The sequence below is a fragment of the Dokdonia genika genome (genome assembly GCF_042652845.1).
Lineage (GTDB): Bacteria > Bacteroidota > Bacteroidia > Flavobacteriales > Flavobacteriaceae > Dokdonia > Dokdonia donghaensis.
On record NZ_JBHSHB010000042.1, the window covers coordinates 16,888 to 41,273 of the forward strand.

26 protein-coding genes are annotated in these 24,386 nt (G+C 37.2%); 14 read left to right on the forward strand and 12 right to left on the reverse strand.

Annotation, left to right across the window (positions count from 1 at the left end; genetic code table 11):
• Window positions 1–120: 120 nt before the first annotated feature.
• The 3 genes from ACFO5T_RS14480 to ACFO5T_RS14490 all read left to right on the forward strand — a co-directional run bounded on the left by ACFO5T_RS14480 (window position 121) and on the right by ACFO5T_RS14490 (window position 1,912).
• The gene (locus tag ACFO5T_RS14480) at window positions 121–570 is read left to right on the forward strand and encodes a helix-turn-helix domain-containing protein (protein ID WP_380035818.1); all 450 of its coding nucleotides are present in this window, start codon (window positions 121–123) and stop codon (window positions 568–570) included.
• A 113-nt stretch (window positions 571–683) separates the two neighbouring features.
• Entirely contained in the window at window positions 684–1,067 is a 384-nt protein-coding gene (locus ACFO5T_RS14485) for a DNA topoisomerase IV (protein WP_380035821.1), read from the forward strand.
• A complete protein-coding gene (locus ACFO5T_RS14490; RefSeq protein WP_375252935.1) occupies window positions 1,067–1,912 on the forward strand; it encodes a TerC family protein in 846 nt (281 codons plus the stop codon). Before ACFO5T_RS14485 ends, ACFO5T_RS14490 begins: the two co-directional genes overlap by 1 nt.
• A 104-nt stretch (window positions 1,913–2,016) precedes the next feature.
• Here the strand turns inward: ACFO5T_RS14490 and ACFO5T_RS14495 are convergent, their stop codons facing one another.
• The 3 genes from ACFO5T_RS14495 to ACFO5T_RS14505 all read right to left on the reverse strand — a co-directional run bounded on the left by ACFO5T_RS14495 (window position 2,017) and on the right by ACFO5T_RS14505 (window position 4,737).
• Entirely contained in the window at window positions 2,017–3,351 is a 1,335-nt protein-coding gene (locus tag ACFO5T_RS14495; protein ID WP_380035825.1) for a histidine kinase, read from the reverse strand.
• A gap of 6 nt (window positions 3,352–3,357) precedes the next feature.
• On the reverse strand, window positions 3,358–3,987 hold the full coding sequence (locus ACFO5T_RS14500) for a hypothetical protein (protein WP_380035828.1): 630 nt from the start codon (window positions 3,985–3,987) through the stop codon (window positions 3,358–3,360).
• A 78-nt stretch (window positions 3,988–4,065) separates the two neighbouring features.
• The gene (locus tag ACFO5T_RS14505; RefSeq protein WP_380035831.1) at window positions 4,066–4,737 is read right to left on the reverse strand and encodes a DUF2306 domain-containing protein; all 672 of its coding nucleotides are present in this window, start codon (window positions 4,735–4,737) and stop codon (window positions 4,066–4,068) included.
• 146 nt (window positions 4,738–4,883) lie between these two features.
• Between ACFO5T_RS14505 and ACFO5T_RS14510 the strand changes: the two genes are divergently transcribed.
• From ACFO5T_RS14510 to ACFO5T_RS14520, 3 genes are all read left to right on the forward strand, one after another.
• Window positions 4,884–5,498, forward strand: coding sequence for a Crp/Fnr family transcriptional regulator (locus ACFO5T_RS14510; protein WP_380035834.1), 615 nt, complete (start codon window positions 4,884–4,886; stop codon window positions 5,496–5,498).
• A 75-nt stretch (window positions 5,499–5,573) separates the two neighbouring features.
• Window positions 5,574–5,780 carry a YgaP family membrane protein gene (locus ACFO5T_RS14515; protein WP_035336420.1) on the forward strand — a complete coding sequence of 69 codons (207 nt, stop codon included), beginning with the start codon at window positions 5,574–5,576 and terminating at the stop codon, window positions 5,778–5,780.
• A 148-nt stretch (window positions 5,781–5,928) separates the two neighbouring features.
• Entirely contained in the window at window positions 5,929–7,800 is a 1,872-nt protein-coding gene (locus tag ACFO5T_RS14520) for a SulP family inorganic anion transporter (RefSeq protein ID WP_380035838.1), read from the forward strand.
• Window positions 7,801–7,966: 166 nt separating this feature from the next.
• Here the strand turns inward: ACFO5T_RS14520 and ACFO5T_RS14525 are convergent, their stop codons facing one another.
• The 5 genes from ACFO5T_RS14525 to rho form a co-directional block, all read right to left on the reverse strand.
• Complete coding sequence (locus tag ACFO5T_RS14525; RefSeq protein ID WP_380035841.1) at window positions 7,967–9,211, reverse strand: sulfate adenylyltransferase subunit 1; 1,245 nt, start codon at window positions 9,209–9,211, stop codon at window positions 7,967–7,969.
• A 64-nt stretch (window positions 9,212–9,275) separates the two neighbouring features.
• A complete protein-coding gene (gene cysD, locus ACFO5T_RS14530; RefSeq protein ID WP_380035844.1) occupies window positions 9,276–10,208 on the reverse strand; it encodes a sulfate adenylyltransferase subunit CysD in 933 nt (310 codons plus the stop codon).
• A gap of 7 nt (window positions 10,209–10,215) precedes the next feature.
• On the reverse strand, window positions 10,216–10,836 hold the full coding sequence (locus ACFO5T_RS14535; RefSeq protein ID WP_038600638.1) for a phosphoadenosine phosphosulfate reductase domain-containing protein: 621 nt from the start codon (window positions 10,834–10,836) through the stop codon (window positions 10,216–10,218).
• 2 nt (window positions 10,837–10,838) lie between these two features.
• Window positions 10,839–11,114 (reverse strand): DUF2061 domain-containing protein, encoded by a 276-nt coding sequence (locus tag ACFO5T_RS14540; protein WP_035328436.1) that lies wholly within the window; start codon window positions 11,112–11,114, stop codon window positions 10,839–10,841.
• Between the two features lie 396 nt (window positions 11,115–11,510).
• The gene (rho, locus tag ACFO5T_RS14545; RefSeq protein WP_380035848.1) at window positions 11,511–13,235 is read right to left on the reverse strand and encodes a transcription termination factor Rho; all 1,725 of its coding nucleotides are present in this window, start codon (window positions 13,233–13,235) and stop codon (window positions 11,511–11,513) included.
• A 201-nt stretch (window positions 13,236–13,436) separates the two neighbouring features.
• On the opposite strand from rho, the gene ACFO5T_RS14550 reads away from it, so the two are divergent.
• From ACFO5T_RS14550 to ACFO5T_RS14560, 3 genes are all read left to right on the forward strand, one after another.
• On the forward strand, window positions 13,437–13,847 hold the full coding sequence (locus ACFO5T_RS14550; RefSeq protein ID WP_035329128.1) for a DUF4293 domain-containing protein: 411 nt from the start codon (window positions 13,437–13,439) through the stop codon (window positions 13,845–13,847).
• A gap of 659 nt (window positions 13,848–14,506) precedes the next feature.
• On the forward strand, window positions 14,507–15,451 hold the full coding sequence (locus ACFO5T_RS14555) for a helix-turn-helix domain-containing protein (RefSeq protein WP_380035852.1): 945 nt from the start codon (window positions 14,507–14,509) through the stop codon (window positions 15,449–15,451).
• 53 nt (window positions 15,452–15,504) lie between these two features.
• Window positions 15,505–17,169: a serine hydrolase domain-containing protein gene (locus tag ACFO5T_RS14560; protein WP_380035855.1), complete on the forward strand. Its 1,665-nt coding sequence runs from the start codon at window positions 15,505–15,507 to the stop codon at window positions 17,167–17,169.
• Window positions 17,170–17,282: 113 nt separating this feature from the next.
• Here ACFO5T_RS14560 and ACFO5T_RS14565 read toward each other — a convergent pair whose 3' ends face one another.
• Window positions 17,283–17,645 (reverse strand): dihydroorotase, encoded by a 363-nt coding sequence (locus ACFO5T_RS14565; RefSeq protein ID WP_380035858.1) that lies wholly within the window; start codon window positions 17,643–17,645, stop codon window positions 17,283–17,285.
• 457 nt (window positions 17,646–18,102) lie between these two features.
• On the opposite strand from ACFO5T_RS14565, the gene ACFO5T_RS14570 reads away from it, so the two are divergent.
• The 5 genes from ACFO5T_RS14570 (at window position 18,103) to ACFO5T_RS14590 (ending at window position 20,760) form a co-directional block, all read left to right on the forward strand.
• A complete protein-coding gene (locus ACFO5T_RS14570; protein ID WP_380035861.1) occupies window positions 18,103–18,366 on the forward strand; it encodes a helix-turn-helix domain-containing protein in 264 nt (87 codons plus the stop codon).
• A gap of 40 nt (window positions 18,367–18,406) precedes the next feature.
• Window positions 18,407–19,123, forward strand: a complete 717-nt coding sequence (locus ACFO5T_RS14575) for an acetolactate decarboxylase (RefSeq protein ID WP_380035864.1) — start codon at window positions 18,407–18,409, stop codon at window positions 19,121–19,123.
• 45 nt (window positions 19,124–19,168) lie between these two features.
• Entirely contained in the window at window positions 19,169–19,549 is a 381-nt protein-coding gene (locus ACFO5T_RS14580) for a hypothetical protein (RefSeq protein WP_380035867.1), read from the forward strand.
• A gap of 270 nt (window positions 19,550–19,819) precedes the next feature.
• Window positions 19,820–20,350, forward strand: coding sequence for a DUF421 domain-containing protein (locus ACFO5T_RS14585; protein WP_380035870.1), 531 nt, complete (start codon window positions 19,820–19,822; stop codon window positions 20,348–20,350).
• A gap of 59 nt (window positions 20,351–20,409) precedes the next feature.
• On the forward strand, window positions 20,410–20,760 hold the full coding sequence (locus ACFO5T_RS14590; protein WP_380035873.1) for a hypothetical protein: 351 nt from the start codon (window positions 20,410–20,412) through the stop codon (window positions 20,758–20,760).
• Window positions 20,761–20,763: 3 nt separating this feature from the next.
• On the opposite strand, the gene ACFO5T_RS14595 is transcribed toward ACFO5T_RS14590, so the two are convergent.
• Genes ACFO5T_RS14595 through ACFO5T_RS14605 form a run of 3 tightly spaced genes read right to left on the reverse strand, consistent with a single transcriptional unit; the run spans window position 20,764 to window position 24,194 of the window.
• Window positions 20,764–22,026, reverse strand: a complete 1,263-nt coding sequence (locus ACFO5T_RS14595; RefSeq protein WP_380035876.1) for a hypothetical protein — start codon at window positions 22,024–22,026, stop codon at window positions 20,764–20,766.
• A 42-nt stretch (window positions 22,027–22,068) separates the two neighbouring features.
• Complete coding sequence (locus ACFO5T_RS14600) at window positions 22,069–22,800, reverse strand: response regulator transcription factor (protein ID WP_380035879.1); 732 nt, start codon at window positions 22,798–22,800, stop codon at window positions 22,069–22,071.
• On the reverse strand, window positions 22,800–24,194 hold the full coding sequence (locus ACFO5T_RS14605) for a sensor histidine kinase (RefSeq protein WP_380035882.1): 1,395 nt from the start codon (window positions 24,192–24,194) through the stop codon (window positions 22,800–22,802). The genes ACFO5T_RS14600 and ACFO5T_RS14605 overlap by 1 nt, the downstream gene beginning before the upstream one ends.
• Window positions 24,195–24,386: the final 192 nt, after the last annotated feature.

Genomic DNA, 24,386 nt, shown 5'->3' on the forward strand with positions numbered 1-24,386 from the left:
ATCAGACATTTATATATTAAAATATAAACTTAAAGTTTAATCTATTTACACGTAATTTTTATGTTTATCAAGTATAGATAGCTATAGTTTACAATTGTAACGTATCTTTGCTGTATACAAATGGAAACACTACTAGACAATACAAAATTTGCAAAGCGACTTCAAAAAATTATGGAGTCACACGAGCTTAGTGCGACATCATTTGCAGAAAAACTATCTGTAGGTCGTGCAACTATCTCTCATCTTATGGCGGGTAGAAACAAGCCCAGCTTAGACTTTGTTATGAAGGTAGTAGACACCTTTCCAAATATAGAATTAGAGTGGTTACTTTACGGGAAGAAAACAACTCCAAAACCACCACCTCCTACTCCACAAAAAACGATAATTGAGACACAAGAAAACTCACAAAAAAACCTCTCTAACGCGCTCCAAAAAACTACCGAAGAGAAGACCCAAAAAACAGCTCAAAAAAGCATAGAAAATATAGGCGCTTTTTCTTCTTCAAAATCGGCAATTAAGAGAGTAATTATTTTCTTAGAAGATGGGACTTTTGAAAGTTATGAAATGTAGTTTGCCTCATTATCTAATTAAATAACCTAGCTCATTTTCGGCAATTAAAAACCTTCTAAAAAAGAGGTTTCAAATTACGAGTTCCAACTCTTTGTATATTATTTTTGTAGTCTATGAAACGTATCTTTTTTTACTCGGTTGCTGCTTGTTTTTTTTTCGCTTTAAGCTGTAAAAATCCAGAGCGAGATTGTGCAAATTTTAAGACTGGCACCTTTACTTTTGAGACACTTCTAGATGGCGAACTTATAGCCACAACATTTACACGTAACGATACTCTTGAAGTCGATTTTTTTAATGGTAAAGCAGACTCCTCTTCTGTGCGATGGATTAATGATTGTGAGTACATCGTTAAGAAGTTGAACCCAAAAAGTATGAGTGAGGAAAAAGCACTCCATATGAAAATCATAGCTACTGACGGAGATTTTTATACCTTTGAGTACTCCCTCGTAGGAGAAACCAACAAACAACGCGGAACCGCAAAAAAAACGACTAACTAATGTTTGACATTCTTACCTCTGCAGATGCTTGGATTGCACTGCTTACGCTTACCTTTCTTGAAATTATATTAGGTATAGATAACATCATCTTTATATCTATCGCCGCAGAAAAGCTTCCGCAAAAGGATCGTAAAAAAGCGACTAACATTGGTCTTGCACTTGCAATGGGTATGCGTATCGCATTACTTTTTGGGATATCGTGGCTTGTGGCTTTAAGTGCTCCTTTCTGGCATATAAACGCGAGCTGGATAACGGGAGGCATAAGCTGGCAAGCAGTTATACTTATTGCAGGGGGTATCTTCCTTATCTGGAAGTCTGTACACGAGATACACGAGAAGGTGGATGAAACAGGACTAGAAGAAGAAGAGATTTCAAAAAAGAGCTCTACTACGCTAGGTAATGCCATTGTACAAATTGCAGTTATCAACCTTGTATTCTCTTTTGACTCTATACTTACGGCTGTCGGGATGACTAACGGGCTCTCTGACAATCCAACAGATGCATTAATCATTATGGTGATAGCAGTTGTTATCTCTGTGGGGATAATGATGCTCTTTGCAAACCCTGTAGGAAACTTTATTGCAAAGCACCCATCTTTACAGATTTTAGGCCTGTCATTCTTAATTTTAATAGGTTTTATGCTTATTGCAGAAGGCGCGCACCTATCACACTTAGAAATCTTTGGATCAAGCGTAGGAGCCATCCCTAAGGGTTATTTATATTTTACGATTGCCTTCTCATTACTGGTAGAGTTTATAAACTTCAAATACAGAGCGATGAAAACAAAGGACTCTGGAGCACAAATACAAATGAAGAAAAATGTAGAGCACCTTAAAAAAGACTAACATCTTTCTTACAGAATGTAAAAAGTGTCTTTAGGCTACGGCTTAAAGACACTTTTTTTATATGATAAATCATCGAACTATTTAACGGAGCTTAGTTTTGCAACTTAGAAATCATCATCATCCATAAGTCTCTCTATCTTACGTTTTTCCCAAGCTTTATTAAATATAGGGCTCCAGCCGTACACCTCAGAGGCGTGACCTACAACGCCCCAGCCCCATCCTAGTATAGGAAAAAGTGCCCAAGGAAAACTGGTAGACATCACATTAAAATAAATAAAGACAGGCACCATAATCACATAAATAGTGAAGTGTATGTAAAATCCTTTGAGTTCTTCTACCTTCTTTTTTGCACGTTGATAACGTTTATCCTCTAGATACTCTGTTTGCTTAGGTTCAAAACTAGCTTGTCCAGCTTGTGTAAGTAACGGCACACCTACTTGAAAGTTTGCTCCATCATCTTTTATAACAACATCACTACTCGTGAGCAGGCCGTAGCGCTGGCGTATGTTTTGTAGACCTACACCGCTACTCTTCTTTACTACTTGTTTTTTCTGGATGTTATTAGTCACATATAGCGTATTTCCCTCTTCATAGATTCTTATATGAAGCTTATTTGAAGGAGTGACTTGGTTATGCTTTACAGCATTTTCTAGTAGTAACTGTAACGAGAGCGGCACCACCTTGTACTCTGAGTGAGAAGATTGCTCAGGTATATCTACCACAATACTGTCTTCAAAACGCATTTTGATAAGATTCATATACGTACGAGCAAAGGCAAGCTCCTCCTCTAGTGGTACTAGTTCTTTATTTTTTTGCTCTAGTACATATCTGTAAACTTTTGAAAGTGAAGTGGTAAACTTGGTTGCCTGTCTAGGGTTTTCCTCTATAAGACTTGCTAGCACATTTAAACTGTTGAATAAAAAATGAGGATCCAGCTGATTTTTAAGTGCATCAAACTTTGCAGAGGCGGCTCCTGCAATAATTTTAGATTCCTTTACTTTACTCTCTTGCTTTCTCTTCCAGCGACTCACCGCATAAAACGAGGTAGTTGCGACAGCTGTTATTATAAAAGGAAATATATAATCCTCAAGACCTTCACTAGCCCAATATTGATCTAAAGGAATGTTGTAATACTTGGTGATAAGTATCAACCGTAGTACAAACACGGTAACTAAAGTCACAGCAATATGCGCAATAAGCGCATAAGTAAGCACCTTAAAATTCCACAGAGTAGCGGTAAAACGTTTTCTAAAATTTACTATAACCATCGTATTTACTGCATACAGCGCTACAGAAAAGATTTGGTTTTGGATAAAAAAGGTTATTACTCCATCTCCATACCAAGGGTTACCCAGCACGTACAGTATGATACTATGAACGATAAATATGGTTAAGCCTACAATATTTGCCTTTGCAAACTCTGTTAGATAATACTTCATTTCTTCTTAATTACAAGCCTCTGCACTTTCTAAAGCTCTTTTTACATTTCCGTTGGGATGGAACTCTGTCTCAGGTTTAAAGGTAGCAAAAAGCTCAATGGCGCGCTTTAACTCTGCGCAATATGGCTCAATTGAGCTGCCAAAGTACTTTGCACTCCCCATATCCCATTGCGCCTTATCTGCTATAAAAATGGGATTATCTGGATCTTTCTTAACCATTTTCTGGTACAGTTCGCCTATGGTACCGGCATATTTCATTCCGTACTTCATACCGTCATAAGCTACCCACACGGTATATAGTTGCGCTTGTAGATAATCTGCATAGGGGTTCTCTTTTTCTATCGTACGCATTGCATTGATATACTCCTGCGCCTTATCTCCATTTACTTTTAGGGTTGTTTCATTTTGGTTTTCAAAATCTCGCCAGTTCTTCACAATAGCTATTTGCGCCACGTGGTACGAGGGCAACCAGTTATCCTTTTCTACCGTTGCGATACGCTCAAAAAGATTTGAAGCCTCATCAAGTTTATCTTTATCCCAGAGTTCCATTGCTTTGCGCATACCCTGCTCATATTTAGTTTGAGCTATAAGGAAGGTACTGCTGCATAATACGATAATAAGAAGTAAGTGTTTCATAATAGTGTTGTTTTGATTGATGATGTAAAGATGGTTTTAAGTGCGCTTTCGCGAAAGCGTAATCTACCCAATTGTCATTTATACAGTCTCAGCTGTAATTTTCTTACCAAGTCTTGTCTTACGCATCCAATAAGAGATGAAAATTATCCCAAAAACCGAAGGTAATAGCCAACTCAACAATGATGGTAACACGCTATTTGTGACAAAAAAGGCTGTAAAAGCAGCAATGTACGCCCCAGAAATTTTTGCGATATGTAGTCGTAAGTGTTTCTTGCGCAATAGCTTTAAATCACGCATTGCTCTTAGATCGTTTATGGCATTAAGCAAACCTATAGTACCAAAAACAAGGAGTACCCAGCCTATTGTAAGTCCATAATAAAGTAAGTAACCTCCATAAGCTAGCATACCCACACCTATAATAGCCATAGACCAAGAGATCACTTTATCCCAGCGTAGATCTGCCATTTTGCGTACGCTCTTAAACCTAAGCGCTCTGTACCCAGAAAGCACGAGATATACACTAAAGAGTCCTACCACAAACAGAAACGGATTGTTGTGATCTGGAAGTAGCGAAGCCACAATACCCGAAATACCTGCTGTAAGCATTCCATAATAAAAAATCATCCCAGACTTTTTGTGCCACACATTACCCTTACGAGCTATGACAGAAATAGTACCAGAAATGAGAGAAATAAACCCACCTACTGCGTGTAGCGTGATAAATATCTTAAACAAAGTAGCATAGTCCATAATTGATATATTTAGATGTTGAGGATACCGGCTATTGATTGACACTACAAATATGAACCGTAACTTAAGGATTACAAAAACCATACGACCCAATTGAACAAATAAGCTACCGAGTTGTAGTTTTGTATCAACCAGTACATTTACTTATGATTGTAAAAGAGCTTTTCCCTAGATTTCATCCAGAACTTATAGAAGAGATCAACACGCACGGCATCATAAAAGAGCTCCCTGCTCAAACAGAGTTACTACGCGAGGGACAATATGCAAAGGTTATACCTATTGTGATAGAAGGCCTTGTAAAAGTGTACTCGCGTTATGGAGATAGAGAGCTCCTGCTCTACTACATTCATCCAGCAGAGAGTTGTATTATTTCTTTTTCTTCTGGCATCTCACAATTACCTAGCCGTGGCTATGCTATCACAGAGACAGCGGCTACATTGCTCCTTCTACCCGTAGAAAATGTACAACTATGGCTTAAAACCTATCCAGCGCTCAACACCCTTTTCTTTAAAAATTATGATGCTCGCTATCTTGATATGATGAATGCCGTAAACCACCTCCTGTTTGATAAGATGGACACTCGCATACTAGATTACCTCAAAGAAAAAACACGTGTGACCTCTTCTCAAATATTACATATCACTCATAAAGAAATAGCCACAGACTTAGGTACTGCTCGAGAAGTAGTAAGCAGGATTTTAAAGAAACTAGAGGCCGAAAATCATATCGCCCAAGAGGGACGCACCATAAAAATCAAGTAAGTGTGACCATAGTCACCGTTTAATGGAAAAGCTCCCATTACATTTGTGCTGTATTATTATCTAAAACAACACATTATGAAAAAGAATATGGGAAATCTAGACCGCGGTTTACGTATTGCAGCAGCGGTAATAATAGGTATACTTTATGCAACCCACGTTATAAATGGCACTCTTGCCCTTATACTAGGCATTCTAGCGTTAGTATTTATCGCGACAAGTTTTATCTCATTTTGCCCGCTTTATGCTCCATTTAAACTGAGTACCTACAGAGCCAAAAAATAACCCCCTTACATCGCAAGCCCTCACAAGTCATATGGTGAGGGTTTGTTTTTTATACGCTTTCGCGAAAATAGGTATCGTAATTATCCTAAAACGAGCACTGTCTATACTTTAAGAATACCCTATCTTTGCGGCTTCTTAAAAACGACCTATGAAACGCATTTTTAACAACTTTACTGCAAATCCTAAAAACGATATTCTATCTGGTATCACCGTTTCTCTAGCAATGATACCTGAGGTAGTTGCCTTTGCCTTTGTAGCACAAATAAGCCCTATTGTTGCTTTATTTGGGGCATTTGTTATTGGTATTATCTCTGCGCTTTTTGGCGGTAGACCAGGGTTAATCTCTGGTGCTGCAGGAGCTGTTGCTGTGATTTTTGTACAGATGATCCAAGAAGGCCACGCAAAGGGATTACTATTTGATCAGCCTGTTGAAAATATGGGGTACTTCTATTTACTCGCAGCTGTAGTATTAATGGGAGTTATTCAGGTATTTGCTGGCTTATTCAAGCTAGGGAAGTTTGTGCGTTTGATACCACACCCAGTAATGATGGGGTTTGTAAACGGTCTAGCCATCGTTATATTTCTTGCACAACTAGGGATGTTTAAAGAAAATAAGAAAGATTACGCTGGTGACAATATGCGTAAAACAGCTTCAAAAGAGCTCGTTTATACCGTATCTGATAATGAAGTAAAAGACAAAGTTTCTAATACCGTACTATTTACAATAGAAGGAAACTCAGTCATAAATAAAGCAACAAACAAGGAAGTATTTGTACTCTCAGACGGACAAGTTTATGATACAAATACACAAAAGGTAGTTTTTAATGCATCACAAGATGGCTTTTACTCTGTAAAAGATAAAGGAGTTGTAAAAACCTGGATGAAAGGCAAGTCACTCTTTACAATGATAGGCCTTGTACTACTTACAATGCTCATTGTGTGGGGATTACCAAAACTAACTCCAAAAATTCCTGCCGCACTTACAGCTATTGTTATTGTATCATTGATATCGATTTTTGGAGGCTTAGATGCTGTAAACGTAGGTGAGTTTATAAGAGATGGTGGTGGTGCCGGTTTAAATGGTATGGCAGAAATATCAAGTAAGCTCAATGTATTTGACTTATGGAGCAGTCTACCATTTGACCTTGATACACTTAAATTTATCGCACCTTATGCATTTCTTGCAGCTTCTGTAGGACTTATAGAAACCTTGATGACTATGAACCTGGTAGATGAGATGACAGACTCTAGAGGTAATGGAAACAGAGAATGCGTCGCACAAGGAGCTGGTAACATCGTGAGTGGCGTTTTTGGAGGAACTGGTGGTTGTGGTATGATAGGTCAAACAGTAATAAACATTAACGCTGGAGGTCGTGGTAGACTCTCTGGTGTAATGATGGCAGTCACGCTACTTACCTTTATCTTATTTGCAGACCGTTTTATAGAGCAAGTGCCTATTGCTGCACTCGTGGGTGTAATGTTTATGATGGTTATTGAGACATTTGCTTGGTCTAGTTTTAGAATTATAAAGAAAATACCAGTATCAGATGCGTTTGTTCTTATTATAGTATCTGCAGTGACTGTATTTTTTGATCTTGCTATTGCTGTATTTGTAGGTGTAATTATAGCAGCCTTATCATTTGCTTGGAGTAGCGCTAAGAAAATTAGAGCTAGAAAGAAATTTAAAGCAGATGGCACAAAGGTATATGAGATCTGGGGACCATTATTCTTTGGAAGTATTCAGAGTTTTAATTCTAAGTTTGACATAAACGGTGATCCAGACCACATAGAAATTGACTTCATAGAGGCAAAAGTAGCAGACCACTCTGCCCTAGAAGCTATTTTTGTACTCCTTGAGAAGTATGAAGCCGTAGGCAAAACAATCACACTCAAGCACCTCAGTACAGAGTGTAAAGACTTAATGCGCAAAGCCTCTCCTAAATTTGACAAAGTAATTGAAGAAAGTGTAGATGACCCTCGTTATCACGTACTTTCTGGAGTACTTGATACTGAAGCCTAGCAACATCAAAAATGAAACTTGTCTATGGGGCACACACCTCTCTAAAAACAATAGAGACGATCTCTAACGAGCTATAATACTCACATCAACAATTGAGTTGTAAAACCAAAAAAGGCGCATAAAGCGCCTTTTTTAATATCGAATAGTACCCAACAACTATGACATATTAAGAACCTATAAAACCTACACCCGCTGTTGCGTGTGACTGCGTATCAATAAGTATAAATGACCCGGTTTGCTTATTATCTAAAAACTGATCATTAAGCACCTGCTTACTAAGCTGTATCGTTACCTTACCTATATCGTTAAGCACAAGCTTATCTGTAGCATCTACACCAGAAAAGTCTGTATGTACAATGCTGTTTATACTTTTTACTTTTCCTAAAATTTGAGCCGTACCCTGCTGTACCAAGTATTTTGTGCCAGGTACGAGTGCATTATTATCCATCCAGCATACGGTAGCCTGTAGCTCCTTAGTAAGACTAGGTGCTTGCGCACTTTTAACTAAGATATCACCACGACTTACATTTACATCATCCTCTAGCGTGATGGTACACGAGTTACCAGCATCTACTTTAGTAAAAGATGCATTATAAAATAAAATATCTTTTATTACAGAAGATCTACCAGAAGGAAGAACCGTCACAGCGTCACCTACTGCTAGCGCTCCTCCAGAAACTTTACCTGCATATCCTCTAAAATCGTGATATTGATCCTGCTTAGGGCGTATAACAGTTTGCACTGGAAACCTTGCTCCCACCTCTTCTACTTGAGAAGGATTTAATTGTTCTAAATGTTCTAGTAAAGTCTCACCGTCATACCAAGGCATCTCAGTAGAGGCATTTACCACATTATCACCTTTTAAAGCACTTATAGGCACAAAAGTGATACGTTGCGCTTTAAACTGTTGCTTTTGCGTAAGCGCTCCAAAATCTGAAACAATCTTGTTAAAAGCCTCCTCATTATAATCTACAAGATCCATCTTGTTTACCGCAACTACAATATCTTCTACACGTAGTAAATCATTTATAAAAAAGTGACGGTACGTTTGCTCTACCACTCCTTTACGTGCATCTACAAGAATAATAGATGCTTGTGATGTAGATGCTCCAGTCACCATATTACGAGTATACTCCACGTGCCCAGGTGTATCTGCAATGATATAACTCTTCTTTGCCGTGCTAAAATAGATGTGTGCTACATCTATAGTAATCCCCTGCTCGCGCTCTGCTACCAGACCGTCAGTTGCGAGTGAGAAGTCTAGATAATCAAATCCATTTGCCTTACTCTTCTTTTCTATCGCCTCCAGCTTATCTGTAGTGAGCGATTTTGTATCGTATAGTAACCTCCCTATTAGAGTACTCTTACCATCATCTACGCTTCCTGCGGTTGCTATCTTTAATACGTCCATTGTATTGTGTCTTAATCTTTGAATTTCTTTTACGCTTTCGCGAAAAGTTAAACAGCCTTACCTCCTAGAAGTATCCCTGTTGTTTACGTTTTTCCATTGCGGCCTCAGAGCGCTTGTCATCTATACGAGCACCTCGTTCTGAAATGGTAGAGGTACGTATCTCTCCTACTACTTTCTCAATAGTGTCTGCTGTAGAGAGTACTGCTGCTGTACAAGACATATCACCTACCGTTCTAAAACGCACTGTGCGCTCTACAACCTCTTCATCTTCTGCTCTAAAAACTACATCATCTTGTGCAGACCACAGCATACCATCTCTTAAGAAGGTCTTGCGCTGGTGTGCAAAATAGATACTAGGAATTTCTATTTTTTCTGAAGCGATATAGCTCCACACATCTAGTTCTGTCCAGTTACTTATAGGAAACACGCGCACATTCTGACCGTGATCAATATTTCCATTTAAGAAGTTAAATAACTCTGGACGCTGGTTCTTTTCATCCCACTGTCCAAAATCATCACGCACAGAAAAAATACGTTCTTTAGCTCTTGCTTTTTCTTCATCACGACGTGCACCACCTATAGCCGCGTCAAATTTAAACTCCTCTAGCGCATCTAGAAGTGTGGTAGTTTGTAACATATTACGACTGGCATATTTACCCGTCTCTTCTGTCACTCTACCTTCATCTATAGCATCTTGTACGTTACGTACTATAAGCTCAAGACCTAGCTCTTTTACAAGCTTATCTCTAAAGGCAATTGTCTCTGGAAAGTTGTGCCCAGTGTCTATATGTAATAATGGAAAAGGAATCTTAGCCGGAAAAAAGGCTTTTTGTGCTAGTCGTACAAGCGTTATACTGTCTTTCCCTCCAGAAAATAATAACACCGGACGGTCAAACTGAGCTACGACTTCTCTAAAAATGTAAACCGCCTCACTCTCTAATGGATTGAGTGCAAGCGTAGCCTTAGTATCTGTAATAGGTTGTGTTGTAGTATCCATAATTTTTTTAAAGGTGTATGCCGCACTCACGGTGTGCTAGCACTTTTGTAGGATCATAATAATCTGTCTCGTTAGGAAGGTTATGCTCCTTAAGGTAGACATCTAGATCACTATCACTATAATTATAAAACGGACTCACTTTAAGTACGCCTGCTTTACTTACACTAAAAATATCTAGTGAGTCGCGCAGAGCAGTTTGCCCCTTGCGTAAGTTTGTAAACCACACATCTGGCTTTTGTGTCGCCATTGCTCTAGTAAATGGTTCAATCTTTACTTGCTCTGTAAACACTGCGTGCTGTGGGTCATCTATAGATGGGATACCCATAAGGATATCTCTGTGAGCCCTCGTTTGTTTAGGCACATAGAGGTCTATTTGTAAGTCTAGCGTCTCTATAAGCTCTTGCGCGTGTGTGTAGGTTGCTTTTGTGTTATAACCCGAGTCACACCATACAACAGGCAGTTGTGGTGCTACTTGTGTCACTGCGTGTAGCAATGCTCCCTCGTAGGGTCTAAAATTTGTTGTTATAATAGCTTTGCTAGCCTGTGCTATGGCGTAGCTTATTACCTCTTGCGGCGTTGCAGTTGCAAAGCGCGCGTTGAGGGCGTCTATATCACTTGCTGTGTACATAGTTATGATGCGGTTTTTCCCCAGTTAATTTTATTCCAGATGCGCTCGTGCGCAAAGTAAAGAATAAGTTTTGTTAAAAAATCAATAGAGGCAATAGAAGTGGCTAGTAACCACTCCCCTGTTAATAGGTATGAAACAAAAAGAGTATCTAATGTACCAACGAGTCTCCAGCTTAGTGCCTTTACGATACTACGCATAGGCTTTTCTGAAGTTTTATCTTTTTGGTATGATTTACTTTTCTCTTTGTCTCTTTGTAAAAAGATTTGATCTAAAATCATTGTTTTGTCTAATATACATCTATTAATCTATGGGATTACTAGACTAATGGGCAAAAGTAAGTAAATTTTTGGGCTGAGCAACAATTTTAGCATTGCTTTTACATTTACCCATTGCCCATAGACAATTCAATATATTGACATATAATAGATTACCTACACCACCCTATATATAAACTCACTTCGTCATTTAGAAAAAATGCCATATCCCTACTCGCTAGCCCCGATTGTAGTGAAAATCCCGCAATGTAGCGCAGCGCAATGAGGAATTGCAATGTAAAGCGGGATACTACTTTTAATGAGATGCTCCTACCCTATTGCTCCTTAAAAGAATACGTTAAACAAAAAAAACCTCTTGAGATAGCTCAAGAGGTTTTTTATAAGGGTTATGAAGTGGTCTTACTGATTCATAGAAATCAAGAATTCTTCATTATTTTTTGTGCTACGTATACGATCACTCATAAACTGCATTGCCTCTACTGGGTTCATATCTGCTAGATACTTACGTAATACCCATAGACGTTGTGAGGTATCTTTACTGTGTAGTAAATCATCACGACGTGTAGATGAAGAGGTAAGATCTATAGCTGGGAAGATACGGCGGTTTGCAATATTGCGATCCAGCTGCAGCTCCATATTTCCGGTACCTTTAAACTCTTCAAAGATTACCTCGTCCATTTTTGAACCGGTCTCTGTAAGTGCTGTTGCTATGATAGAGAGTGATCCTCCACCTTCTATATTACGTGCTGCTCCAAAGAAACGCTTAGGTTTATGTAGTGCATTTGCGTCTACCCCTCCTGAAAGAATCTTACCAGAAGCTGGCTGTACGGTATTATATGCTCTTGCGAGACGTGTGATAGAATCTAGTAGTATTACTACATCGTGACCACACTCTACGAGGCGTTTTGCCTTCTCAAGTACAATGTTTGCCACTTTTACGTGCTCGTGTGCTTCTTTATCAAAGGTAGAGGCTACAACCTCTCCTTTTACATTACGTTGCATATCTGTTACCTCTTCTGGTCGTTCATCTATAAGGAGTACGATCTGGTATACCTCTGGATGGTTTGCAGCAATGGCATTTGCAACGTCTTTAAGTAACATTGTTTTACCCGTTTTAGGCTGTGATACTATCATACCACGCTGCCCTTTACCTATAGGTGCAAACATATCCATCACTCGTGTTGAGATACTGGCTTGGCGCTCTGCTAGGTTAAACTTTTCTGTAGGAAATAATGGTGTGAGGTGCTCAAAAGAGACGCGATCTCTCACAATATTAGGGTTAAGACCGTTGATACGGCTTACTTTAATAAGTGGGAAGTACTTTTCTCCCTCTTTTGGCGGGCGTATCACACCTAGTACAGTGTCTCCGGTTTTAAGACCAAAGAGACGTATTTGTGATTGTGATACATAAATATCGTCTGGTGATGCTAGGTAATTATAATCTGAGCTACGTAAAAAGCCGTAACCATCTTGCATAATATCTAGTACTCCTTCGCTCTCTATAATACCTTCAAACTCATAATCTGGCTCGCGGTAGCGGTTGCGATTATCCTTATTACCGTTGTTACCGTGTGTATTACCATCTTTCTGGTTACGGTTATTACGGTTATTATTGCGGTTGTTATTATTGTTGCGATTATTATCGCGAGATGAGCGCTTTTCGTTGCTCTGGCGGTTGTCATTGCTAGAGCGCTTATCGTTATTATTATTAGAACGCTTATCTTTATGAGTATCGCGTTTTTGAGGTGTTTTTGCCTCTTCTGTATCTTTTACCTTAGCTTTTGCTGGCTCACGCTTTACGGCTTCCTTCTTTGCTGGAGCCTCTTTTTGCGCTGGGGCTTCTTTTTTGTCTTCTGGAGTGGTAGCTTTTGCCTCTGTAGTAGCCTTAGGTGCTCTAGGCGTACGTGGCTTGCGCTCTTGCTTAGGCTTAGGTGCTGGAGCAGCTTCTTCCTTACCTTTTGGCACTACGGCCTCTACCTTTTTTGGGTCTGCAGCTTGCAGGTCTAGTATTTTATAAACTAGATCTAGTTTTTTTAAGGATCTAAACTTAGGAACGTTTATTCCTTTTGCAATTTCTTGAAGCTCGGGAAGCTTCTTTGCTTTTAATTCTGAAATGTCAAACATCTAATAATGTAGTAAATTAAAAATCGAGTGATTATTATGTATCAAAAGAAGAATTTGATACGAATATTGAAGTAATTAAATAACAAGCGGAGAGCTTGTTATGATATTATACAACAATGATACAATTTTATTTTTAAAGTTTTCTTAGCAATATCACAAAATGAAACTTATTTTTGCTGGTATATAAAAAATGTAAAAGATTTGATACAACGTATTCAAACCGTTTATTTATTACTTGCAGCGCTGGCCTCTTTAGGCTTGCCGTATGCCTTTAGCCTATATGCAGATGCTACGGGTGAAGCTGTATGGGCTGCAGATGAGGTACTTTACATTACTCTTTTTAGTGTAAGTGCTGTACTCTCATTTATTTCCATATTTTTATGGAGCAAAAGACAAAACCAATTCGTCTTAGGACGTCTTAATATCTTATTAAACTTTGTTTTATTAGGTGTATTGGTATATCGATCACAAATCTTATCTGGAGGGACGGCGGTTCTTGAGAAGGGTATTGGGATGATCATTCCGCTTGTTTCTATCGTTTTACTAGTCTTGGCAAACAAGGCAATCAAGCGCGATGAAGATCTTGTAAAATCTGTAGATAGATTACGATAGACTTATAAAATCTTAGTTTTATTAGTGCGTAGAAGCCTCCTTTTAATCTTGGGAGGCTTTTTTTATGGCTTATTTTTTTGCGATGGACTGGAGGCTGTAATTGCTATTATACTAGTTGCCATTAAGATGGGGGAAATTGAATTGCGCGGTTATAGTTCTATGTACGCTTTCGCGAAAGCGGGATCCCCTCCAGAAAAATTGAGTCACCCGAAGCTAAAATGATAGCGTCTTAAATAAGTGTATATTTAAGCCATCAATTAAAAAACAAAACAATACAGGCTATCTAGCAATCTCGGTAGTTACCGGGAGTTTCGCTTGGTTATAAAGTGGCTAGTTGCGCAACGATCTTTACAAATTAAAACCAAAAGCGTTTTACTAACCACGTTATCAAAGACTAACTTTTGATAAGCTTCATATTGTAAAAAGAACTTCATTTATTAATGTGTGAATTCAATTTAAATTTTTTTAACCTTATTATAATAGCATCTGTATTTATAGGTTTCACATTTGGGCTACTACTTATTTTCACTAGGCGGATAAATCAAAAAGCTAATGTATTACTGGGCCTAGTAACGTTCATTATTGTTTTTTGGAATATATGGGTATTGAGTATAGATTTTCAAATAACAAATTATCTACCACATTTTTACTTAATACCGTTGAACTATTCATTAGCTCTTGGTCCATTATTATATTTATATGTAAAAAAGACAACTGACTATAGTTACCACCTTTCTAAGAGAGATAGTATTCATTTCTTGCCTGTAATTATAGAACTATGCGTACATATTATTATTAGTCAAGATGCTCTTTCAAATAATGTTATTGGTATAGAAACAGAAACTTATCTTATACTAATGCCCATTACTCAACTTCTGGCAATTATCTCAATTATAACCTATTGTATATATGCACTTAGATTAATAAAAACCTATCATTCTTGGCTCAAGAAAAACTATAGTAATAATGATGCATATAGTTTAAGGTGGTTGTACAGATTACTTATTTTATTTGCAATACTTTGGTTTTTATTAGTACCCTATACGTTTATAGACTATATAATCTATAATTTTCAATTAGATATAAGTGACTATTACCCTATTTATGTGCTACTCTCTATTATAACAATTTGGATTAGTGCAGAAGCATTTTTAAGACCTGAAATAATTTTACTTGAGGCTAACAAACAAAATGATATTTACAAGACTAACTCATCTCAAGAAATTACCAAAAGTCCCTCTGAAGAAATATTGACCAAAGCATCTTGGCTAAAAGAACAGATGGAAACTAATCTTTTTTACCTTAATTCAGAATTAACATTAAAGTCTCTGGCAGATAATCTCAATATACATCCCAATTTATTGTCCAAAATAATAAACGATGGCTTAGGTAAAAACTTTTCTGACTTTGTAAATGAATATCGTGTAAATGCCATTATTGATAAATTACACAGTGATAAATACAATCACATAACGCTATTGGGAATGTCTTATGAATGTGGTTTCAATTCAAAAACTACTTTTAATAGGGTTTTCAAAAATATTACGGGCGTAACTCCTATATATTATAAAAAGTCAATAAAAAGTACCCCTAAGAAGGATTAAAATTAGTACCATTCTATAAAATGGGGCATTAATACTTTACTTAAGTACTAGATTTGATAAATATTTCAATCAAAAATCAAATGACATTTATGAACTCAAACTATTACTTAGTGCTCCTTGCTTGTTTAATAATATCTTGCAAAGGTAGGACGCAATCAACCGTAAAAAATTCTCAAACAAATGAAATAGAGAATTTGCATTTTTCAAAAGTTGACTTTAGAGAAAATAAGCCTACATCAAATAATTATTCAAATAGTTTTACTCTCAATAAAGATAAGTTTCTCAGCATTGACTTTACTTTAGAAAAACCCCTTATTGAAAGTATTAAATCGCTAGCACCACACTTATCACAAGATCAATTATTAAATAAGGGAAATTTTCAGTTCTCATTTTTAGTTGATGGTGAAGTAATTTATGTAGAAAACCTAAACAAGGGAGCAGGAACAATTGACTCAAAAACTACCCAACTTAAACATTTAGTACCATTAGTTTATCCCACACAAATTGACTTTTGGGGTTGGTTTATGTGGTTAAAATTTATGAAGCTAGGAGGAGGTCAAGATGTTCTTCTAGAAGGCAATCATTCTTTGAGTATCGAAGTAAGACCATATATAAAAGAAGATACAATAAAGATAGGCGAGATTCTTGCAAAAGGTACTATTAACACACAAGCCTTTATAAATAAAAGCTTAGTACCCGTTCAAAAAATACAACCTGATAGTGGTTGGGAATTATCTAATGATACTTACAACAGTACTAAAATAGAAGCTCTAAACAAAAAAATTGCACAAGGACGTTTTGAAGATATTAATGGTATAGTGGTTATTAAAGACAATAAGCTTTTAATAGAGGAATACTTTAATGGTGAAAACAGAAATAGCTTGCACGACCCAAGATCTGTCGGTAAAACAATTGCTTCAACAATGATGGGAATTGCAATTCAAGAGGGTTTCATAAAAAACGAAAACATCTTATTAAAAGATTTTTACAACCTAAAGTCTTTTGATAATTATAGTCCTAAAAAAGATTCTATAACCTTAAAATCTCTTTTAACAATGAGTTCTGGGCTTCTTGGTGATGATGCAGACTATAGTAACCCTGGAAATGAAGAAAATATGTACCCTACAAAAAATTGGGTAAAATTTACACTTGATTTACCTATGCAAAAAGGTAGAGCTATAGGAGAAGACTACATTTATTTTACAGCAGGTGTAGTGGTACTAGGAGATGTCATACATCAATCTGTCCCTAACGGTTTAGTGTCTTACGCAGATAAAAAACTATTTAACCCTCTTGGTATAACCGATTATAAGTGGCAATACACACCTCAAAAAGTTGGTAATACCGCAGGCGGGATACAGTTAAGAGCTATTGATTTTGCCAAATACGGACAATTATATAAGAATAATGGGAAATGGAATGGCAAGCAAATTTTAAGTAAACAATGGGTTAAAAAGAGCTTAGCTAAGCAAGTAAAACGACCAACAGAAAATGGTCACTATGGCTATTTATTTTGGAATAAAGTCTATAAATATAATGACAAAGAATATGAAGTATCTTATTGTAGCGGAAGAGGTGGAAATAAGATTTTTATTTTCAAAAACATCCCATTTGTCATCGTTATAACTTCTTCGGCATATAATAGTCCCAGTGCCCATACTAATGTTGATAAGATGATAAGTGAATATATTTTACCAGCAATAATAGATAAAGATTAACGCCATTTCCCACCTATTAATGAGTTAAAGATTCTACAACAATCTATATAGAGTCTTCACGATCTTATATTAAAAAAGGCTTTCTATTTTAGAAAGCCTTTAAAAGTGAATTTTTATTTAACTGGCAACAACTCTTGATTTTTTAATGCCGCATCAACATCTACAGTTATATATTTATGACTGTTAAAAAACCTTCCTGAATCAGCAAGTTTTATTGTTGCGACTTTCTTTCCATTACTTTTCTCTTTAATTGAGGTTATTACCACTCTTTGACCTTTAACATTCTCGTAATTTGCAATTCCTCCTTTTTTTATAATAAAGTTTGCCTTCGGAAAATTGATATGCTTGTAATTATTATAATCTACAGTACCAATTTGAAAAACATCACCTTCATTAAAATTTGATTGAGGCTCTTGAGCATACAAAGAGACTGAAATAAATAACGCTAAAACTGCACTTAAAATATAATTTTTCATAATACTAAATTTAATATTGACACTACTTAATTTTGAAGAATCTCAAAATATCGACACAATAAAATTGATAGTAAAAATAAGGACATAATATTTGAGAATAATTTAATAAAAAGTTAAACAACAAAAAACTGAGTTAAAAATTACCTTTGCTTAGACGAGGCTAATCGGTGGCTTTTGGACTCATTGTGATTTGTAATTTTCATTATAAAGATTTCCTCATTTTATAATGGTAATAGCTTGTTTTAAAAGGTTATTTGATGCTGTGATATCGGTGATTTTTCGCATTCTTCTTTTTACGCTTTCGCGAAAGCGGGATACCTCAACACCGCATACACTTATACTTTTTACATCTTCTAAGGGACTGATTACCAAAATATATACTACATCTGAAAATCTGTATAAGAAACCTCCCACTTCTCCCTCTTACCTTTGCCCTAGTAATTAAAAACGAAGCAAGATGAAAGATTATCAGTTTGGAAAAGATGGATGGACGCCAGATAGAATTACAGATGTAAAGGATAAAACCTTTTTAATTACAGGTACCACGAGTGGTACGGGTTATGAAGCAGCAAGAATTTTACTCGCTAAGGGTGCGACTGTTGTTATGCTTAATCATAATTATCAACTAGGGTTTGAATACCCTCCTTATTTCTCAAGACTCTTTAAAAAGAAAGAAGGTATAAGCCCTAGCCAGTACAGGCAGAAGTATAAAATGAATTAGTATTATATTGTACTCTATAAAACTATAAGAGACCTATATTTTGAAATACATTTTATTACTCACATTTGCCATATGCCTAGCAAGCTGCAATTCAAAAGGTGAAACTGCCACTCCCACAACGTATCCAGATGTAAAGGTGGTGGGCGCTATGAAAAACGTGATGTGGAAAGGAGAACTAGAAGGTTCTATATTACTAGATACCATCACAAATAAGAAAGGACTTTATGGCTTAGGCCCTGAGAGTTATCTCACTGGCGAACTTCTCATTGTAAACGGTACTAGCTATCTATCAAAAGTGAGTTCAGACACTACAATGACAGTAACACCTACTTATAAAGTCTCTGCACCTTTTTTTGTGTATACTAACGTGAGAGACTGGTATGAGATAAATCTTCCGGCATCTGTGAAGACTATAAAAGATATAGAAGACTTTGTAAGTGAACGCACAAAAGAAGCAAAGCGACCATTTGCATTTAAGCTAGAGGGTACTGTATCTAAGGCAGAGATACATATACAGAATTTACCTAGAGGCACAAAAGTTTCTTCTCCACAAGAAGCGCATCAAGGCCAAACAAATTACACGCTGCAAGACGAGCAAGTAGAAATTATAGGATTTTTCTCTACAATGCATAAGGGTATCTTCACCCACCACGATAGTAACATTCACCTACATCTCATTACAAAAGACACCTCCAAAATGGGACATCTAGATAATCTAGAAATAGATAGGCTTACCCTGTTTTTACCGAAAAAATAATTTTTGACTACCTTTAAGAAGGACATCACTTATAAATTATTTAAAATGAAAAAGCTCCTTCTTCTCCTTACGCTAGTCATTTTTGTACCGCTAGCGGGCCTTGCACAAGATACTTTTGAGCTTTCCCCCTCACAAAGTATGCTTATGACGGGAAAAGGTGCCGGTCAAGATGGCGCTATAAACCCATATTATGGAGAACCTTGTTATGCCATTGTGAGTAATAACGGTAGTACGCCTTTCTCTGTAAGAATACAGCAAGACGGCGAGATTATAAAAACAATTGAGGTAAAACAAAAGACCAAAAAAAAAATTAAGCTTCTTAAAAAAGATGAACTCTACATAGATGCTAGTACACAGGCTAAAGCAAGTCTTACTTTAAACTTTATTCCGCTAGGTGCACAAAAGAAGACACCAAATAAGTTTTAGATACAGTTCTACTTTCTCTTTAAACTATATTGACTAGTGTATTATTACGCTTTCGCGAAAGCGTAACAACATCCCTCGCATTACTGATATTTTCACCAGTTCTACATAAGCCAGACAACCGAAACATCGCAAGCTACGTTAATACCTTCACAATAGATATTAAACCTTTGTTATGAGTCGTGAGTATACTATGATTATTTAATAATTTACATTCTAACCAACAATAGCTTATCACAACTTGTGAATAAACTATGCTCAAAAAACAACAATATGGATTGGATTTATAGCACAGATGACCCGCTCTTGCAAACACTCGCAGGTAGCTTAATGATTTTTATAGTAGTAATCATATTAACACGTATTATAGGGTTGCGATCTTTTGCAAAATTTACGGCTTATGATTTTGCATTTACCATCGCAATAGGTAGTATCATATCTTCTACACTAACTTCTAGCACCTCAATTGCACACGGATCTGTAGCTGTGGGAGCCTTACTGATTCTTACATTTATATTTTCTTACTTACAGCGTGCTGTGCCTGCCATAAACAAACTTATATCAAATAAACCCCTACTCCTTATGGACGGAAGTACCATTCTAGAAGAAAACCTAAAGTATGCTCGTATAGAGAAAGGCCAACTTATTGCTAAACTCAGAGAGGCTAATGTACTTAAATATGAACAAGTAGAGGCAGTTGTACTAGAATCTACAGGTGACATATCTGTGCTACACACCTCATCGTCAGATGATGATGGTGTGCTTAATAAATCATTATTAGAAGGCGTGCGTAAAACGCCATAAGGGTATTCTTATTTTATAAATCGTGATAGATTTGATGATTAAATAACGACTTTTGCACTATGGAAAAATCAGAGTTTTTAGAACAACAAGTATTTGCAGGTTTAAGCCCAAAAAATGATGGATCAGGAACAGATGCTGCTTATCAATTTTCTGAAGCAGATTTTGAAACTGTACTAGATCGTGCAGAGCATTATGGGCTGGGTATCTATACCATTGAGTCATTCTTTAAAGGAACTCCATATGCCACAACCACTCACGAAGATTTAAAGAAAAGAGCTACCGACCATCGCTGGTTTAAAAGAGCGTTCTTAACTTCAAAAATAAAACAAGCAGGTCTTACCTACGCTGCAACCTACAAGGTATCGCCTAAGTTGCTCGCAAGAGATACTTTTCAAGACGAAGAGGAGTAAAAACTAGTCCTTACCTACCCAGGTGCCTAGTGTACTTTTATCATAACTGTAACCTAGCGACATACCGGTCTCTTTTATCACAAGCGATTTGCCCGGAGCTGCTATTACTCCCTCAGTAAGTAAATAGCTGTTTATCTTCTTGACATCACTGCTAGGCAAGGCAACATTATCTACTATAACTGAGCTTCCGTTAAGCATTATTTTTACAGATCTACTAGAACTAGCTATGTAATCATTACGTGTTAACCACGTTACAATCTTTTCTACAGCTGTAAAGCCATCTACAATAACAATATGGTTTCCCTTTTTATAGAAACTTACCTCTGTAACGTCTTGCATACCATATTTCCTAAAAACGCTATTCACCTTAGACCATTGAGTGCTAGATAAGCGTGTACCGTTTATATATGCTCCGGCATCTTCTTTTACAAATACAATCGTTTCTTCACCCTTAAGTAGTCCTTCATTATTTAGAGTGTTAATGAGGGATTCTTGTACCTCCGGCCATTGCCAAATGCTACTATTCACATCACTTGCTGCCATTTTTGTACTAGGTAGCTCTAGTAAATCACGCACGTAACTATCTATACCTCCACCTCTTTTTGAGTTAAGACCTAGTCGCTCTGCTTCATTAGAGAGGCGCAGTGCCTCTCTCTCTAGCCGTGCAGCATCTCTTACCGAAACTTCTCTAAGTCGAGCAGCCTCTCGTTGCATACGCGCTGCATCACGTCTTGCACGGTCTGCATCGCGTTCTAATCGTTGTACCTCTTGTCGCTCGCTCCCTCCAGAAACAAGGGTACGTAAGATGTTACCCATATCTGTAAACTTTGCAATCATATCTGGTGCAGCGATTGTTTTATCTAGTTCAATCTTGAGGCGTTTCTCACTCAGTGCAATCTCATAAACGGTATCCTCATCACCTTCAAGACTCCAGACCATATCCTTCCCACTAGACTGCATATTTTTTGTACCCATTTCGGCTACTAAGAAGTCTTTAATTGCGGCATATCTATTATTTGGGTAACGAGATTTTACTCGGTACTCATCATTTGAGTTACTTACTGAGTACGACGTACTGCCGCCACTTCCATAATTACCATTTTGGGTAATTACCGATACGTTAGACGAGTTTGTAGTTACCGTGGTGGTTGCATCTTCATAAACCGTTGCTGGTGGTGCAGGCGGAGCTGGTGGCGCTGTTTGTGCAATTACATTCATTCCTAAGCCTATGAGGGCTGCTGTGCATATATTTCTTACTGTTTTCATTGTGTTACTTTTTTAGTATTCCGCTTTCGCGAAAGCGATTACCTATTCATTTTTTGATAATTCAATTGTAAAGGTTAATCCTACACCTCTTGTGCTAGCAATTGAAATGGAAGAATCATCTTTAAAATATTTTCGAAGCCGACTGATAAAGACATCCATACTGCGGCCTGAGAAAAAGTCGTCGTTTCCCCAGATTTTAGATAGAATATCTTCTCTTCGAAGTAGCTGATTTTTGTTTTCGTAAAAAAACTGAATCAACTGTGCTTCCTTTTCTGTGAGAGATTGTATGGTCTCTCCAAAGGTGAGCGTGTGATTGTGAGCATCAAAGTGATAGTTTCCTATCGCAGTGATCTCATTTATATCTGGTCTAACCTTTGCGAGGTTAGGTCTAGATCGTTTTAAAATGTTAGTAAGGCGTAGCACGAGTATATCTGCCTCAAATGGTTTTACGATATAATCGTCTGCTCCTAGTTTGAGCCCCTGTATGCGGTCTTCCTTCATTTTACGTGCGGTGAGGAACACAAATGGAACTTCTGGGTTGATACTTATCACTTTCTCTGCAAGTGTAAACCCATCCATCTTAGGCATCATTACATCAAAAACACAGATGTCATAGGTTACTCCTTCTGAGTGCGCTTTCGCGAAAGCGTTATGAGCCTCTTCCCCATCTTTACACCAAGTAACTTCAAAATTGTGTATCTCGAGATATTGCTTGAGGATACTCCCAAAATCAAAATCATCTTCGGCGAGTAGTATGTTGTTTTTTGCGATCATTATAAAGGCAATTTTATGGTGAAGGTGCTTCCTTCGTTTTCTATGCTTTTAAGGGCTATTGTTCCCCCGTGAGCGATAATAATTTGATGTGTAAAATAAAGGCCGAGACCAAGCCCTTTTACGTTATGTACATCACTGTTACCAGCGCGATAAAACTTGTCAAAAATCGCTATCTGGTCTGCTGGTGAAATACCTGTCCCGTTATCTGATATCTCAATGCAATAATTTCTATTTACAAGGCGCGTGGTGACCGTCACGGTAACTTGGTCTTTACCATACTTTACTGCGTTCTCTAGCACATTAAGGAGTGCCGTAGTGAGGTGAAATCTGTCTATGCGCAAGAGCACTTCTGGACTGTAGACCTTGTTTAAAACTGTAAGATGAGCGTGCTGTGTAGCAATCTCAAAGTCTGAAAGTAGGTTGTTAAAAAATACATTATCACTTACCTGCTCTTTATTGAGCTGTAGCTCCTCTGCGCTCAAGCTATTAGTAAGTACTTGATCTATGAGTTTTTGTAATCTACTATTTTGTCGCTCTACGATACCTAGCGTGTTATTAAAGGCATCTGGATTACTTTTTATCGCTTCATTGCGTAAACTTTTGGTAGCGATACCTAGTGTTGCGAGAGGTGTTTTGAGCTCGTGAGTGACATTATTAATAAAGTCTGTTTTTACCTCTGCAATTTTTTTCTGAGTAATTAGGTTTTTTATTGAGTAGTAGAGTAACCCTATTACAAAAAGGAACAAAATGATACTTCCCACAATGAGTACCCACATTCTTTTAAGCACCAGAGATTTCCAGTTAGGTACTTGTATCTCTTGTGTGGTGCGCACTTCAAAATCGTACGAGCTTATACTTATACTGTCACCTCTACGGTCTATAAACTCATTTGTATCAAAGGTGCGTGCATAGTTGATACTTCTTGAAATTCCTGTTTTAAACTTCTGCCCAAAAATGCGTTTTCTCTCATTGTCTTTTATAGGAAAAATGGTGTCTGTATTAGGATAGTCTATGATGACAATGCTTATCAAATTCTGTCTATATGCTACCTCATAACCCAACTCTTTTTGTAATTGCAAGGCTTCATACCGTTTCATATACTGCTCGTTATAAGTATCTGCATTACGGTAAAATCGTTCTACCACCTGTCGCTTAGTTATACTCTCATTAAAGTAATCTGCTAGGTGATCTTCTAGGTCTACTTCTATAAGTGCGTCATAGAGAGAATCTAGTTCTCTATCATTTGCAATCTCAGAAACCGCATTTGAGGTTTCATTAAAGAAAGCTGTTTTTTTGAGCTCGTAGGTATTGCTTATTAAATAAGCTTGTATGGCACATAACGCTAGTAATGCTAGTGCAGATATTGCTATTAATAAGGAGAATTTACTTTTCATCTGTGGTTGATTGATGTTGTAAATGTAGTGGGAAAGTACAGTTAGACATAATTAATACCCATCGTTAACCGAGCATTAACCTTAAAATTGCTTGTAACCCTTACTCAGTATGTACTTCGCTCTTAGGTTAATACAGCGACTGGTATTCTTGCTTTTACATTAACCTAGCCCTTAACCCGTGGTTAACCTGAT

Excerpts from the sequence above, each read along its gene's own strand:
- ACFO5T_RS14525 (WP_380035841.1), bottom strand. The coding sequence starts at position 9,211 with ATGGACGTATTAAAGATAGCAACCGCAGGAAGCGTAGATGATGGTAAG.
- ACFO5T_RS14565 (WP_380035858.1), bottom strand. The coding sequence starts at position 17,645 with ATGAAAAATTATATTTTAAGTGCAGTTTTAGCGTTATTTATTTCAGTC.
- ACFO5T_RS14515 (WP_035336420.1), top strand. The coding sequence starts at position 5,574 with ATGAAAAAGAATATGGGAAATCTAGACCGCGGTTTACGTATTGCAGCA.
- ACFO5T_RS14485 (WP_380035821.1), top strand. The coding sequence starts at position 684 with ATGAAACGTATCTTTTTTTACTCGGTTGCTGCTTGTTTTTTTTTCGCT.
- ACFO5T_RS14570 (WP_380035861.1), top strand. The coding sequence starts at position 18,103 with ATGAAAGATTATCAGTTTGGAAAAGATGGATGGACGCCAGATAGAATT.
- ACFO5T_RS14580 (WP_380035867.1), top strand. The coding sequence starts at position 19,169 with ATGAAAAAGCTCCTTCTTCTCCTTACGCTAGTCATTTTTGTACCGCTA.
- ACFO5T_RS14510 (WP_380035834.1), top strand. The coding sequence starts at position 4,884 with ATGATTGTAAAAGAGCTTTTCCCTAGATTTCATCCAGAACTTATAGAA.
- ACFO5T_RS14540 (WP_035328436.1), bottom strand. The coding sequence starts at position 11,114 with ATGATTTTAGATCAAATCTTTTTACAAAGAGACAAAGAGAAAAGTAAA.
- rho (WP_380035848.1), bottom strand. The coding sequence starts at position 13,235 with ATGTTTGACATTTCAGAATTAAAAGCAAAGAAGCTTCCCGAGCTTCAA.
- ACFO5T_RS14495 (WP_380035825.1), bottom strand. The coding sequence starts at position 3,351 with ATGAAGTATTATCTAACAGAGTTTGCAAAGGCAAATATTGTAGGCTTA.
- ACFO5T_RS14500 (WP_380035828.1), bottom strand. The coding sequence starts at position 3,987 with ATGAAACACTTACTTCTTATTATCGTATTATGCAGCAGTACCTTCCTT.
- ACFO5T_RS14480 (WP_380035818.1), top strand. The coding sequence starts at position 121 with ATGGAAACACTACTAGACAATACAAAATTTGCAAAGCGACTTCAAAAA.
- ACFO5T_RS14600 (WP_380035879.1), bottom strand. The coding sequence starts at position 22,800 with ATGATCGCAAAAAACAACATACTACTCGCCGAAGATGATTTTGATTTT.
- cysD (WP_380035844.1), bottom strand. The coding sequence starts at position 10,208 with ATGGATACTACAACACAACCTATTACAGATACTAAGGCTACGCTTGCA.
- ACFO5T_RS14505 (WP_380035831.1), bottom strand. The coding sequence starts at position 4,737 with ATGGACTATGCTACTTTGTTTAAGATATTTATCACGCTACACGCAGTA.
- ACFO5T_RS14585 (WP_380035870.1), top strand. The coding sequence starts at position 19,820 with ATGGATTGGATTTATAGCACAGATGACCCGCTCTTGCAAACACTCGCA.
- ACFO5T_RS14520 (WP_380035838.1), top strand. The coding sequence starts at position 5,929 with ATGAAACGCATTTTTAACAACTTTACTGCAAATCCTAAAAACGATATT.
- ACFO5T_RS14595 (WP_380035876.1), bottom strand. The coding sequence starts at position 22,026 with ATGAAAACAGTAAGAAATATATGCACAGCAGCCCTCATAGGCTTAGGA.
- ACFO5T_RS14605 (WP_380035882.1), bottom strand. The coding sequence starts at position 24,194 with ATGAAAAGTAAATTCTCCTTATTAATAGCAATATCTGCACTAGCATTA.
- ACFO5T_RS14490 (WP_375252935.1), top strand. The coding sequence starts at position 1,067 with ATGTTTGACATTCTTACCTCTGCAGATGCTTGGATTGCACTGCTTACG.
- ACFO5T_RS14590 (WP_380035873.1), top strand. The coding sequence starts at position 20,410 with ATGGAAAAATCAGAGTTTTTAGAACAACAAGTATTTGCAGGTTTAAGC.
- ACFO5T_RS14535 (WP_038600638.1), bottom strand. The coding sequence starts at position 10,836 with ATGTACACAGCAAGTGATATAGACGCCCTCAACGCGCGCTTTGCAACT.